Here is a 12763-nt window from a genome sequence, read left to right on the forward strand (position 1 = left end):
CCTGCGTCCCGGTCACTTGGCGACGACTGCGGCGACCTTGCTGATCGGCTCGGCGAGCGCGTTGATGCCGTCCGAGAGCTCCTTGAGCTCGGCCTTGCTCAATGCGGTGTGCAGCTTCCACCCGTCGCCGTCGCGGTGCTTGCCGAGCTGCGCCTCGACGTTCGCGAACTCGGTGTCGAGCTGCTTGACCAGCTCCGGCGAACGCTGCTCCAGCGCGGGCCGCAGGGCGGACAGCGCCGCCTTGGAACCTTCCAGGTTGGCGGCGAAGTCCCACAGGTCGGTGTGCGAGTAGCGGTCCTCCTCGCCGGTGATCTTGCCGCTGGCGACCTCGTCGAGCAGCTCCTTCGCGCCGTTGGCGAGCTGGAGCGGCGAGAGCTTCTCGGCGTTGGCCTTCGCCACGATCTCCTTGACGTCGACCAGCAGCCGGTCGGCGATCGGACCGTCCTTGCTGATGTCGCCGGACTGCCAGAGGTCCTTCTCGATCCGGTGGAAGCCGGTGAACTCCATCCCCTCCTCGATGACCTCCTCGCGGCCGTCGATCTTGGGGTCGAGGTCGCCGAAGATCTCGGCCACCGGCTCGATCCGCTCCCAGTAGGTGCGGGCGACCGGGTAGAGGCCCTTGGCCTTCGCCACGTCGCCGGCCTTCACGGCGGCGACGAACTCCTCGGTCTTCTCCAGCAGCGCGGAGGTCTGGCTCTTGACGTAGCGCTGGTAGTTGTCGGTGGCGCCGGCCAGGGCCGCGTCGGCGGTCAGCGGCTGCGCGGACCCGCTGACCTTGAGCGCCCCCCGGATGCCCTTGCCGCTCATGCCCGGCTTGCAGGCCGTCTCGTACGTGCCGGCCGGCAGCTCGACGTGCAGCTCGCGGCTCAGCCCGGGGGCGATGTTCTCCACCTCGCCCATCACCCGGTCGCCGGAGGCGTACACGTAGAACTCGGTCACCTTCGCGCCCGAGTTGGTGATCTTGAAGGTGGCGGTGCCGGCGCCGAGGTCGGTCGTGGCGACGTCGCAGGCCGTGTCGGTGGCCTTGACCACGATCGGGCCGCCCGCCGCGTCCGACTTACCGGAGTCGTCCTTGGAGCAGGCGGCGATGCCGGTCGTCGCCAACACGCCGGCAGCGGCCAGCGCGAAGAATCGGGTGGTACGCATCTGAGCTGTCTCTCCTCGTGGGGGGTCAGGCACGTTGCGGCGCGGATGCCGCCTCGGCCTCGGCCTCGGCGCCGGTGTCGGCCCCGCGCTCGGTGACGGTGGTGGTGGTGGGGGGTGCCGAAGCCGCGGCCGGCGCCGGCGCAGAAGGCTTCGCGGTGGTTGCGCCCGGCGCGGTACGGCGGGTCGGGCGCAGGAAGAGCACCAGGACCGGCACGGCGTACCCGATCCAGGCGATCGTCTCGAGCACGGTGGGCGCGGGGGTCACGTTGAACATGCCGGCCAGCAGCGCCGCGTACCAGGTGGTCGGGTCGAGCACGCCTGTGATGTCGAAGGCGAGGTCGCCGAGGCCGGGCAGGACACCGGCCTCCTGGAAGTCGTGGACGCCGTACTTGAGGATGCCGGCGGCGACCAGGACCAGCAGCGCGCCGGTCCAGGTGAAGAACTTGCTGAGGTTGATCCGCAGGGCGCTGGCGTAGAGCAGCACGCCGAGCACGATGGCGGTGACGATGCCGCCGACCAGGGCGAGCAGCGGCCCGCTGTCCCCGGCCGCGCCCTGTGCGGCGGAGTAGAAGATCAGCGCGGTCTCCAGGCCCTCCCGGATCACCGCGAGGAAGGCCATCCCGGCGACGGCGAGCGACCCGACGGCCAGCGCCTCGGTCAGCTTGCCGCGCAGCTCACCCGCGATGGTGCGGGCCGCCTTGCGCATCCAGAAGATCATCCAGGTGACGAACACCACGGCGGCGACGGAGGTGATCGCCTCGAACAGCTCACGATCCTCGGATCGGGCCAGCAGCGAGGTCGAGGTGTACTCGATGAGCCAGCCGAACAGCACGGAGAGCACCACGGCCAGGGCGACGCCCGCCCACACCTGGGGCAACCGGTCCCGGCGCTGCGACTTCACCAGGAAGGCGACCAGGATGCTGACCACCAGGGTTGCTTCCAGGCCTTCCCGCAGGCCGATCAGGTAGGTGGCGAACATCCGAGCTCCGTGTTCATTAGGCACGCCTCAGCTAACTTAGGGCAGCCATACCTTCCTCCAGTTCAGGGGCCTCGTCAAGTTGTTCATGGCAAGCTCACTCTTCCCGTGACCTGGCCTTCGACGCCCCGTCGTGCGCCGTTCACCGGCCGGCCGTGCGAGGATCCCCGTCGTGAAAGCCTTCCTGCCGTGGCTGGCGGTGCTGGCCGTGGTGATGCTGCTCAGCGCCCTGCGCCAGCGAGCACTAGCCACCGTCGTGTCACTGGGCTGGCTGGCCTGGTGCGCCTGGACCTGGCTCCGCCCCACCCGCCGCCGCCCCCGCTAACCCCCACCCCCACACCCACACCCCCGCGATCTTGCATTTTCTGGGCCATAGCGGGGCAAGCGCCGCAAATCCACAACAGAAACTGCAAGATCGCGGGGACATGGGGCTGTGGGTACGACGAACCGGGCCGGCTTTGTGCAGCCGACCCGGTTCGGTGACGTCGATCAGTAGCGGTAGTGGTCCGGCTTGAACGGGCCCTCCTGGGAGACACCCAGGTACGCGGCCTGCTCCTTGGTGAGCGTGCTCAGCTTCGCGCCGAGCGCGCCCAGGTGCAGACGGGCCACCTTCTCGTCCAGGTGCTTGGGCAGCACGTAGACGCCGACCGGGTACTCCTCGGTCTTGGTGAACAGCTCGATCTGGGCAATCGTCTGGTTGGCGAACGAGTTCGACATGACGAAGCTCGGGTGCCCGGTGGCGTTGCCCAGGTTCAGCAGACGCCCCTCGGACAGCACGATGATGGCGTGCCCGTCGGCGAACCGCCACAGGTCTACCTGCGGCTTGATGTTGATCCGCTCCACGTCGGAGCGCTTGGCCAGGCCGGCCATGTCGATCTCGTTGTCGAAGTGGCCGATGTTGCCGACGATGGCCTGGTGCTTCATCCGGGCCATGTGCTCGTTGGTGATGACGTCGAAGCAGCCGGTGGCGGTGATGAAGATGTCCGCCTGCTCGACAACGTCGTCCAGGGTGGCGACCTGGTAACCGTCCATCGCCGCCTGCAGGGCGCAGATCGGGTCGACCTCGGTCACCACGACCCGGGCACCCTGGCCACGCAGCGACTCGGCGCAGCCCTTGCCCACGTCGCCGTAGCCCATGACGACCGCCATCTTGCCGCCGATCAGCACGTCGGTGGCGCGGTTGATGCCGTCGATCAGGGAGTGCCGGCAGCCGTACTTGTTGTCGAACTTGCTCTTGGTGACCGAGTCGTTGACGTTGATGGCCGGGAAGAGCAGCGTGCCGGCGCGGTGCATCTCGTAGAGGCGGTGCACGCCGGTGGTGGTCTCCTCGGTCACGCCCTTGATGCCGGCGGCGACCCGCGTCCAACGCTGGCCGTCCTCGCCCAGCGAGCGGTGCAGCAGTTCGAGGATGACCGCGTACTCCTCGGAGTCGGCGGACTCGACCGGCGGCACGACGCCGGCCTTCTCGAACTCGGCGCCCTTGTGTACGAGCAGGGTGGCGTCACCGCCGTCGTCGAGGATCATGTTGGGGCCCTGCCCGTCCGGCCAGAGGAGCACCTGCTCGGTGCACCACCAGTACTCGGGCAGCGTCTCGCCCTTCCAGGCGTAGACGGGAACGCCGGCGGGGGCGTCGGGGGTGCCGTCCGGGCCGACGACGATCGCGGCGGCGGCGTGGTCCTGGGTGGAGAAGATGTTGCAGGACGCCCAGCGGACCTGTGCGCCGAGGGCGACCAGCGTCTCGATCAGGACGGCGGTCTGGATGGTCATGTGCAGCGAGCCGGTAACCCGCGCGCCGGCGAGCGGCTGCGCGTCGGCGAACTCCCGCCGGATCGCCATCAGGCCGGGCATCTCGTGCTCGGCAAGCTGGATCTCCTTGCGCCCGAACTCGGCGAGCGACAGATCCGCCACCTTGAAGTCGCCCTCGGCGAGCGTGCTCGGCCGAGCCTCGGACGGCGTGCCGCTGGCGGCCGCCGGGAGGGTGCTGGTCATGAAAGCTCCTGTCGAACGATGTCTACGCCGATCCTCCACCTTACGCGCGCCGACGACGGCCGCCGGGGGACGGGCAGCGGACAGCGCACGGGGCGGTCGGTGGTGGACAGACCTGCTGCCCGCCTCCGCCCGCCCCGCGCATCCCCCCGGTTTGGTTCCCCGCACGTTGCCGGACCGTCGTCGCGATAACGCTGCGTACCCATAGAGTCACACTCGGCCAGAGCCGAGTCAAGCTATTCCGGGAAAGTCGGACTTGTGTCGAGTCAGCGCAGGCCCGACGTCGCCACGTACGCCTCACCGTCACCCGTGATCCGCAGCGGCTCGCCGGCCGCTGTGCCGATCGCCGCCTGGCCGGACGTCAGCGTCAGAGCACCCGCCCCGTCGTCGACCGTCACCGAGCCCGCGCCGCACAGCACGACCCGGGGGCCGGGCAGCGCCAGGGTGGCCTCCGGCACGGCAGCGCCGACCCGCACCCGGTGCAGCGCGAAGTCGTCCACCGGCACCGCCCAGCAGTCCACCCCCGGGCCGACGTGTCGAGCGGCACGGACCGGTTCGTCGAGCACCTCGAAGCGCAGCACCCGCAACAACTCGTCCACGTCGACCCGCTTGGGGGTGAGGCCACCGCGCAGCACGTTGTCGCTGGCCGCCATGATCTCGACGCCGCAGCCGCTCAGGTACGCGTGCAGGTTGCCGGCGGGCATCCAGATCCCCTCGCCCGGCACCAGTCGCAGGTGGTGCAGCAGCAGAGCCACCAGCACGCCCGGGTCGCCCGGATACGCCTTCGCCAGCCGGTGGGCCAACTCGGCGTCCGGGCCGTCGGCAGCCGACGAGAGGACGGCACGCAGCAGCCCGTCGCGCTCGGCGACCGGCCAGCCGAGCAGCGTCGCCACCGCCGTGCGCAGGCCAGCCGGTCCGGTCCGCAGCGCGTCCACCACCGGCGCCAACTCGGGTACGCCGAACGCGGCGAGCGCCTCGGCCGACTCCACCGGATCGCGGAACCCGCACAGCGCCTCGAACGGGGTGAGCGCGACCAGCAACTCCGGCTTGTGGTGCGGGTCGGAGTAGTTGCGCTCCCCCGGAGGAAGATCCGCCTCGGCGGCGAACCCCGCTCGGGCCTGTTCGGCGTCCGGGTGGGCCTGCAGGCTCAGCGGCGCGTCGGCGGCGAGAACCTTGAGCAGGAACGGCAGCCGGGTGCCGAACCGGTCGGTCACCCGTTGCCCCAGCCACTGCCCCGGCTGGTCGCGTACCAGGTCACAGAGGCTCACCCGGGCCCCGGCGCGCTCCACGCTCGCCGGCGCGCCCGGGTGGGCACCCAGCCACAGCTCTGCCTCCGGTCCGGCGCTGGGCACCGGCCGCCCCTGCAACAGCGCGATGGCGGAGCGGGACCCCCAGGCGTAGTCCCGGATCGGTCCGTACAGCGGTTCCACCGTCTCAGACCCCGGGCCGCCCGACCGCCTCGCCCGCCGCGTCCTCCGGCTGCGGTACGGCGGTGTCGGCGGCGGCGCCGGTGCCCGCCTCGGCGGCGGCGGCGCTGTAGATGTCCGGCTCCAGGTAGATCACCCGGGCGATCGGCACGGCGGTACGGATACGCGCCTCCACGGCGTTGATGCCGCGGGCCAGGGCCTCGGCGCTCTCGCAGGCCGGTACGCCGATCTTCGCGGCCACCATCAGCTCTTCCGGGCCCAGGTAGAGCGTCTTCATGTGGATGATCCGCTCCACCTCGGGGCCCTCGGTGATGGCCCGCTCGATGGCGGCGAGGTCCTGCTGCTCGGCACCCTCACCGAGGAGCAGGCTCTTGGTCTCGATGGCCAGCACGATGGCGATGACCACCAGCAGGACGCCGATCATCGCGGTGCCGGCGGCGTCCCACCGGCCGTTGCCGGTGATCAGCGTCATGCCGACGCCGAAGAGCGCGAAGACCAGACCGACCAGGGCGCCGAAGTCCTCCAGCAGCACCACCGGCAGCTCCGGCGCCTTGGCCCGCCGGATGAAACGCACCCAGGACTGCTTGCCCCGGATGTGGTTGGACTCCTTGATCGCCGTCCGGAAGGAGAACGACTCCATGGCGATCGCGGCCAGCAGCACCGCCACCGGAAGCCACTGCCACTCGGTGATGCCCTCCGCGTGCGACCACTTGTGGTACGCCTCGTAGAGGGCGAACAGTCCGCCGATGCTGAACAGCACGATCGACACGATGAACGCGTAGATGTAGCGCTCCCGGCCGTACCCGAAGGGGTGTTCCGGCGTGGCCGCGCGCTTGGCCCGCTTGCCGCCGAGCAGCAGCAGACCCTGGTTGCCGGAGTCGGCGACCGAGTGGACCGCCTCGGCCAGCATCGACGAGGACCCGGAGAGCAGGAACGCGATGAACTTGGTGACGGCGATGCCGACATTGGCCAGCAGGGCGGCGACGATCGCCTTCGTCCCGCCGTTCGCGCTCACGCCACCACTCCGCTTCGCGTCGTGGTGACGTTCGTGCCGCGCCGCCCCCTGCTTTCGTTCACTGGTTCGACAGCTCCTTCATCTCGGTGATGGCCGGTACGGCCATCGGGTCCAACCCATGTGCCAGAGCAAGATAGATCGAGGCGAAATCCGGTACGGCGATCAGCGAGGCCAACCGCTCCAGAGCCGAGCCGCCCTCGGCGGTCACCACGTCGCACCGCACGCCACGGCGCTCGGCGAGGGTCTGCACCGCGTCCGCGCGGCGCTCCTCGACGGCGAGTGGCTCGTCCGTGTCGTCCTCGGCGTTGAGCCCGCCGTCGCGCAGCAGCACCAGCCGCAGCCGTGTGCCCTCGCCGTCGTCCTCCGACGGGTCGGCGAAGATGTCCCGCTCCCCCTCGGCCAGGCCGCCGAAGACGCCGTCCAGCAGCCCGACCCGTCCCCGCCCGGCCTCGCCCAGCGCACCGGTGACCACCGGGTAGCGGGCGTTAGCGGAGAGGGTGTCGCCGAAGCGACGGGCCGCAACGGTGGCCAGCGGCGACGAGCCCCACACGATCGGGATCGAGCCGGCCAGGCCCAGCGCGAGGGACTTGGCCGGGTTGACGAACGACTCGGCGGCGGAGCGGCAGCGGTCGGCGTCCGCGTCGAGCCGGGCCGCCGTCTCCGCCAGGTCCGCCTCGTTGACCTTCACCAGGCCGAGCGACCGGGCCGCCAGCAGGACCGGCACGGTGAGCGCCCAGAGGCTGGCCCGGGCCGGCGCCCGACGGGGCACCGGAATGAACGGCGCGCGGGCCCGCTCGGCCACCGACTGCAACTGCGAGTCCGGTGCGCCCACGGCGACCAGCCGGGCACCGCGACGGTGCGCGGCCTCGGCGGCGCCGAGCGCCTCCGGGCTCCGACCGGATGCGCTCACCGCGATCACCACGTCGGCGGCACCCACCCAACCGGGTACGCCCGCGCTGCGGTGCCCGATGATCGGGACCGGGCAGCGCGGTCCGGCGACCGTGGCCAGCACGTCACCGGTACGCCCGGCGGTGCCGATACCGGCGATCACCACGGCGCGTGGCCGCCCGTCGTCGGCGAGCACCGCGAGGTTCGCCTCGGCGGCCAGGGCGGCGCTCTCGCGTACCTGGGCGCCACCCGAGGCGGTGTGCCGCAGCATGTCGCCCGGGTCGTGCTCGGCCAGCGCGTTCGGGTTGTCGAGCAGGGCCTCGTCGGCGTCGCGCCGTCCGCTGACCCCGGCCGTACCGTCGATCATGACTGCTGCCCAGGGCCGCCGCGGGCCTCGTCCAGCAGCAGCACCGGCACGTCGTCGCGGACCTCGAAGATCCGGCCGCACTCCGTGCAGGTCAACGTCTGCGCCTCCGCGTCGTACGTGAGCGGGGCGTGGTGCGTGTCCGGGCAGGCGAGGATCTCGAGCAACTGCGGATCCAGGGCCATGGCACGGCTCCTTCCACGAGTGCGGGGTCACCGGCGGCGGTGCCGACCGGCGCAGGCGATCTTATCGGCGAACGCGGTCGAGCACCTCGTCCCGGAGCGAGACCATCCGCTCGCGGGTGGGTGCCTCCACGTTGAGCCGCAGCAGCGGCTCGGTGTTGGAAGCGCGCAGGTTGAACCAGGCGCCGTCGGGAAAACGCAGCGTCAGCCCGTCCATCTCGTCGGCCGTCGCGTCCGGGTACGCCGCCCGCACGTCGGCCACCGCCGCGGCCTGGTCGGCGACCGTAGAGTTGATCTCGCCGGAGGCGACGTAGCGCTCGTACTCGCCGGCCAGCACGGACAGCGACAGCGACTGCTCGCCCAGGGCGGCGAGCGTGTGCATCGCGGCGAGCATCCCGGTGTCGGCGAACCAGAAGTCCCGGAAGTAGTAGTGCGCGGAGTGCTCCCCGCCGAAGACGGCGTTGGTGCGGGCCATCTCGGCCTTGATGAAGGAGTGTCCGACCCGGGCGACCACCGGCTCCCCACCGTGCTCACGGATGATCTCCGCGACCGCGCTGGAGGTGATCAGACCGTGGATCACCGTGGAGCCCGGGTGTTTGGCCAGCTCCCGTGCCGCCACCAGCGCCGTGATCGCCGACGGCGAGACCGGCTCACCGCGCTCGTCGACCACGAAGCACCGGTCGGCGTCGCCGTCGAAGGCCAGACCGATGTCGGCGCCGTGCTCGACCACCGCACGCTGAAGGTCGACCAGGTTCGCCGGGTCCAGTGGGTTCGCCTCGTGGTTGGGGAAAGTGCCGTCCAGCTCGAAGTAGAGCGGCACGATCTCCAGCGGCAGGGCCGACAGGGCGGTCTCGCCGAGGACGGTGGGGACGGTGAAGCCGCCCATCCCGTTGCCGGCGTCGACCACCACCTTCAGCGGCCGGATGCCGGAGAGGTCGACCAGCTTGCGCAGGTACGAGGCGTAGTCGGGAAGCAGGTCGCGCCGCTCGGCCGGCCGGGTCGGCTCGCCCGCCGGGCGCGACGTCCCCGAGTCCAGCAACGCCTGCGCCCGATCGCGGATCTCGGCCAACCCGCTGTCCTGGCCGATGGGCCGGGCGCCGGACCGGCACATCTTGATGCCGTTGTACTGCGCCGGGTTGTGACTCGCCGTGAACATCGCCCCGGGCAGGCCGAGCGAGCCGGAGGCGAAGTAGAGCAGGTCGGTGGAGGCGAGCCCGATCTCGATCACCGAGCGCCCCTCGGCGCGTACCCCGGCGGCGAAGGCGGACGCCAGGCCGGGCGAGCTGGCCCGCATGTCGTAACCGACGACAACGGCGTCGCCAGGCTCGTCAGTGGCGTTGAGCAGCTGGGTGAAGGCAGCCCCGAGCGCCTCGGCGGCCCTTTCGTCCCACTGGTCCGGCACCGTCCCTCGGACGTCGTAAGCCTTGACGATCTGGGACAGATCAGACACTAGTTCCGCTCCTTGGCCGCAGGTTTCCAACGAACCTGAGCGTATCGGAGCGGCCGGGCCCCGCCCCGCTCAGCCGGGGAGCCGGGGCATTAACACGGTGTGATCGCCGCCGTCGGGGTCGTCGGGCCCCGGGCGAGCACCCGGAGCACCGGGGGCACCCGGCAGCAACTGAGTGGCGTCCGGCGAAGGCGTGGCGGGTCGCGCTCCGTACACGCCGCCGGGGGCGGGCCGGGGAACGGGCACCGTCGGTGGCTGCTGGCCGTACACCGGGCCGGGGTGACCGGGCACGGCCGGCGACCCACCGCCGGCGCGGTAGGTGGTGCCACCGGGGTTGCCCGGCAGCGGGCCCTGCTCATCCGCCGGCGTGCGGTCCTGCCGGAAGCGGCGGACCAGCAGCACGATCAGCAGCAGACCGATCGCCACCAGCCCGATGCCGACGAACATGATCGGCGAACCACCGCCGGACTCGGCGGCCACGGCGGTCGTGGAGGGCGCGACACCGGCCGGATCCGACGCGGCCGGGTCCACCACCTCGCTCGCTGCCGCGACCTCGGTCGGCGTGGGGCTCGGAGTGGGCTTCTTCGACGGCGTCGGGGTGGGCGACGGGGAGACCCGTCCGGCGACCTTCGCCGTATCGGCACCATGCCCCAACTGCTGGCCGGTCGCGGTGAGACCCGCACCGGTCACGTAGAGCCGACCACCCGGCGCACCGGCGGCGAACGCCACCCGGTACCGCACCGTGATGCTCTTGCCCTTGCACAACGTCGGCTTGGCCGGCGAGGTCTGCCCGGTCGTCACGGTGCCGCCGCCACCGGAGACGCTCACCGGCACCCAGTGCCCGCCCGTGTTGACCTGCACCGCCACCTGATCCGGCTGGAGACCCTCAAGGCGCAGACCCAGCGCCGTGCGCAGCACGACGCATCCCCCCGAACGCTTACGAACCGCGATGTTCACACCCTGGGGAGAACCTCCGGCGGCGAAGCTGCTGGCCGCACCCACACGGACCGAGTCCTCGTCGGCCAGCGCGGGTGACGCACCGAGCATCACCAGGCCGACCAGCAGACCGCAGACCGTCGCGAGCCGTGCGGCACATCGACGCAGCGTCATGATCACCTCACCGTTTCTCCCCGGACGGGGTCCGCCGGACAGGCTACTACCGGGGCACCCTTGCCACCTGTCATAGAGCGCCCCGCATGTGTGCGGCGTTACGGTTTACGACCCGCCTCCGCTGCCGCGCCCGGCCCGGGCGAGAGCGTCCCGGCAGAGCCGGTCGGCGGTCCGCGTCGTCTCGGGAAGGCGATAGCGCGGCGTCAGGGCGAGCACCCGGGCAGTGGCGTTCTCCAGACTCATCCGGTGCCCGACGCTGACGAACACCGGCTTGACCCCATCCTGGGTACGCAGCACCCGGCCGACCACCTCACCCCCGTCACGCAGCGCCGACCAGGCACCCCGCTCGGCGGCCGGGGCGTCCCACTCGCCGACCAGCGGCGTCTTGCCCACCCCGATCGCGGGCAGCCCGGTGACCACCCCGAGGTGACAGGCCAGCCCGAACCGGCGCGGATGCGCCACCCCGTGCCCGTCACAGACCAGCAGGTCCGGGATTGTCGTCAACGTGTCCAGGGCGGCAAGCAGCGCCGGCACCTCGCGGAAGGCGAACAACCCCGGCACGTAGGGGAACGCCGGCCGGCCGACGCTGACCGCCGTATCCACGGTGATGTCGCGGTATCCCGAATCCCGGACACCCCGACCTCGGCGATGTCGAGCCGATCATGCTCGGCGACGGCACGGCGGTCACCTCGTTTCCGAGCTGCCCTAACGGGAGGACCGGCTCGCGTCGCCGTCTTCGGCCGGAGTCGACGCCCCGACAGACTCCCCGTCGGTGCCGCCGTCGACTCGCCTCCAGGGAGCGCCGAACGCCACACCAACGACGACGGCCATGGCGACACCGAACGCCACCCCGCCCTTCGGGCCGAACGAAGGGATACCGATCGCCAGGCCGAACACGAGGCCGACCACCCACGCCCAGAAACCGGACCTGCTACCGCCAGTAGTGGATCTCGCCATGGAACGATGTTAATGGGCATGGCCAAACAGAAGGGAGCGCCCGCAGCCGAGCGCTACGCTCCGGGACCCGCTCGCCCAACCGCTGTCAGGCGAGTTTCAGCTCGTCGCGGGCCTCGTCGATCCAACCGGCGATACCGTGCGCGCCGCTGCTGGTGGCCAGTGACGCGGCCTCGTCGAGCAGGCCACGTGCGGCGTCCCGGTCGCCGTCGCTCGCCGCCAGGTCCGCCAGCCCGATCAGGTTCGCCGCGACTCCCGGAGTGAAGCCCAACTTCCGGCGCAGCCGCGTCGACTCCTCCAGCAACTCCCGCGCCGCCTCGACCCGGCCGGCGGCCTGCTCGCCGAAGCAGAGGTGCCGCAACACGTACGACAGGGTCAGCTCGTCCCCCGCCTCGGTCGCCAGCTCTCGCGCCCGGGCGAAGGCCGGGTCGGCGGGGGCCTGGTCCTGCCGGATCACCTGGTGGACCGTGCCCACCCAGAACAGCGCCTCACCCTCGCCACGGGCGTCACCCAGCTCGCGGAAGAGCTGCGCCGCCCGCTCGAAGAACGGCAGTTCGGCCGCGTCCTCCACGCCGGTCTCGAGGAAACGGGCGTGCAACAGCCGCCCACGGGCCAGGGCAGTGTCCGCCTCCAACGCGACGAGATCCCGCTCGGCCTCGTCCAACGACGTGGCGTCACCCCCGAAGACGGCCTGCTCGTAGCGCTCCTGCGCCCGCGTCAACCGGACGTCGAACCCTTCGGCCATCACTGACCCACCCTTCCGTCGATACGCTCGCGTAGGAGATCGGCGTGGCCATTGTGCCGCGCGTACTCCTCGATCATGTGCACCAACAGCCTGCGCAGCACGATGACGTTGCCGTCGCGTTGCCGGCCATCGTCCTGCGGAACCAGCCGCGCTCCACCTCGGCCAGGTGACGAATCAGCCCGAGCAGCGACATCGTCGACGGTGGGACCGCCCGTCGGGCCAACTGCTCAGCGTTCAGCCCGTCGCACTTGAGCTCGAACGTGAGGCGCTGGTCGCGCAGGTACTCGACCAGAACGCTCCGCTCGTCGGCGAAGTTGCCGTCCGAGCGCGGGTCGTCGTCCGGATGGACGAACAGGTACGACCAACCGAAGGTCCGGGTGGGTTCGTCGTCGGAGGTCGTCGCCTCGGCACCTGAATCAGCCATGCGGCGACTCTCGTCGATGGACAGCGGTGCGGCAACTGGTTGCACAGCAGGCTTCACGGCCTGATCAGCGCCTTCGACGCGCACGCGCGGAGCCATGAT

12 protein-coding genes and 2 pseudogenes are annotated in these 12763 nt (G+C 71.2%); 1 reads left to right on the plus strand and 13 read right to left on the minus strand.

Translation table 11 applies throughout. The annotated features are described in order from the left end of the window. Positions 1-12: 12 nt before the first annotated feature. Together efeO and efeU are read right to left on the minus strand one after the other, a co-directional pair. Positions 13-1146 carry an iron uptake system protein EfeO gene (gene efeO / locus ACGFH9_RS23970; RefSeq protein WP_355239773.1) on the minus strand — a complete coding sequence of 378 codons (1134 nt, stop codon included), beginning with the start codon at positions 1144-1146 and terminating at the stop codon, positions 13-15. A gap of 25 nt (positions 1147-1171) precedes the next feature. Continuing rightward, a complete protein-coding gene (gene efeU, locus ACGFH9_RS23975; RefSeq protein WP_393223078.1) occupies positions 1172-2125 on the minus strand; it encodes an iron uptake transporter permease EfeU in 954 nt (317 codons plus the stop codon). Positions 2126-2294: 169 nt separating this feature from the next. Here efeU and ACGFH9_RS23980 point away from each other — a divergent pair, with 169 nt between their 5' ends. After that, entirely contained in the window at positions 2295-2447 is a 153-nt protein-coding gene (locus ACGFH9_RS23980; RefSeq protein ID WP_355239768.1) for a hypothetical protein, read from the plus strand. 164 nt (positions 2448-2611) lie between these two features. Here ACGFH9_RS23980 and ahcY read toward each other — a convergent pair whose 3' ends face one another. The 11 genes and pseudogenes from ahcY to ACGFH9_RS24035 form a co-directional block, all read right to left on the minus strand. Continuing rightward, positions 2612-4111 carry an adenosylhomocysteinase gene (gene ahcY / locus ACGFH9_RS23985; protein WP_393223082.1) on the minus strand — a complete coding sequence of 500 codons (1500 nt, stop codon included), beginning with the start codon at positions 4109-4111 and terminating at the stop codon, positions 2612-2614. A gap of 263 nt (positions 4112-4374) precedes the next feature. Next, positions 4375-5538, minus strand: a complete 1164-nt coding sequence (manA, locus tag ACGFH9_RS23990; RefSeq protein ID WP_393223085.1) for a mannose-6-phosphate isomerase, class I — start codon at positions 5536-5538, stop codon at positions 4375-4377. Positions 5539-5542: 4 nt separating this feature from the next. Further along, positions 5543-6550, minus strand: coding sequence for a cation diffusion facilitator family transporter (locus ACGFH9_RS23995; RefSeq protein WP_393223088.1), 1008 nt, complete (start codon positions 6548-6550; stop codon positions 5543-5545). Between the two features lie 58 nt (positions 6551-6608). After that, positions 6609-7805, minus strand: coding sequence for an SIS domain-containing protein (locus ACGFH9_RS24000; RefSeq protein ID WP_355239761.1), 1197 nt, complete (start codon positions 7803-7805; stop codon positions 6609-6611). After that, positions 7802-7987: a Trm112 family protein gene (locus tag ACGFH9_RS24005; protein WP_007455824.1), complete on the minus strand. Its 186-nt coding sequence runs from the start codon at positions 7985-7987 to the stop codon at positions 7802-7804. Before ACGFH9_RS24005 ends, ACGFH9_RS24000 begins: the two co-directional genes overlap by 4 nt. 61 nt (positions 7988-8048) lie before the next feature. Beyond that, positions 8049-9434: a phosphomannomutase/phosphoglucomutase gene (locus ACGFH9_RS24010; RefSeq protein WP_393223092.1), complete on the minus strand. Its 1386-nt coding sequence runs from the start codon at positions 9432-9434 to the stop codon at positions 8049-8051. Positions 9435-9503: 69 nt separating this feature from the next. Next, positions 9504-10541 carry a hypothetical protein gene (locus tag ACGFH9_RS24015; protein WP_393223095.1) on the minus strand — a complete coding sequence of 346 codons (1038 nt, stop codon included), beginning with the start codon at positions 10539-10541 and terminating at the stop codon, positions 9504-9506. A gap of 105 nt (positions 10542-10646) precedes the next feature. Further along, positions 10647-11144 (minus strand): annotated as a pseudogene (locus tag ACGFH9_RS24020) (endonuclease V); the annotation flags it as partial. Positions 11145-11246: 102 nt separating this feature from the next. Beyond that, positions 11247-11498 (minus strand): hypothetical protein, encoded by a 252-nt coding sequence (locus ACGFH9_RS24025; protein WP_393223099.1) that lies wholly within the window; start codon positions 11496-11498, stop codon positions 11247-11249. 85 nt (positions 11499-11583) lie between these two features. Continuing rightward, entirely contained in the window at positions 11584-12240 is a 657-nt protein-coding gene (locus ACGFH9_RS24030; protein ID WP_393223102.1) for a tetratricopeptide repeat protein, read from the minus strand. Further along, positions 12240-12664 (minus strand): annotated as a pseudogene (locus ACGFH9_RS24035) (DUF664 domain-containing protein). Before ACGFH9_RS24035 ends, ACGFH9_RS24030 begins: the two are co-directional and overlap by 1 nt. Between the last annotated feature and the right edge of the window lie 99 nt (positions 12665-12763).

The sequence above is a fragment of the Micromonospora sp. NPDC049102 genome, assembly GCF_043197485.1.
Taxonomy (GTDB): Bacteria; Actinomycetota; Actinomycetes; order Mycobacteriales; family Micromonosporaceae; genus Micromonospora.

Excerpts from the sequence above, each read along its gene's own strand:
- efeU (WP_393223078.1), bottom strand. The coding sequence starts at position 2,125 with ATGTTCGCCACCTACCTGATCGGCCTGCGGGAAGGCCTGGAAGCAACC.
- efeO (WP_355239773.1), bottom strand. The coding sequence starts at position 1,146 with ATGCGTACCACCCGATTCTTCGCGCTGGCCGCTGCCGGCGTGTTGGCG.
- ACGFH9_RS24000 (WP_355239761.1), bottom strand. The coding sequence starts at position 7,805 with ATGATCGACGGTACGGCCGGGGTCAGCGGACGGCGCGACGCCGACGAG.
- ACGFH9_RS24005 (WP_007455824.1), bottom strand. The coding sequence starts at position 7,987 with ATGGCCCTGGATCCGCAGTTGCTCGAGATCCTCGCCTGCCCGGACACG.
- ahcY (WP_393223082.1), bottom strand. The coding sequence starts at position 4,111 with ATGACCAGCACCCTCCCGGCGGCCGCCAGCGGCACGCCGTCCGAGGCT.
- ACGFH9_RS24015 (WP_393223095.1), bottom strand. The coding sequence starts at position 10,541 with ATGACGCTGCGTCGATGTGCCGCACGGCTCGCGACGGTCTGCGGTCTG.
- ACGFH9_RS24025 (WP_393223099.1), bottom strand. The coding sequence starts at position 11,498 with ATGGCGAGATCCACTACTGGCGGTAGCAGGTCCGGTTTCTGGGCGTGG.
- ACGFH9_RS24030 (WP_393223102.1), bottom strand. The coding sequence starts at position 12,240 with ATGGCCGAAGGGTTCGACGTCCGGTTGACGCGGGCGCAGGAGCGCTAC.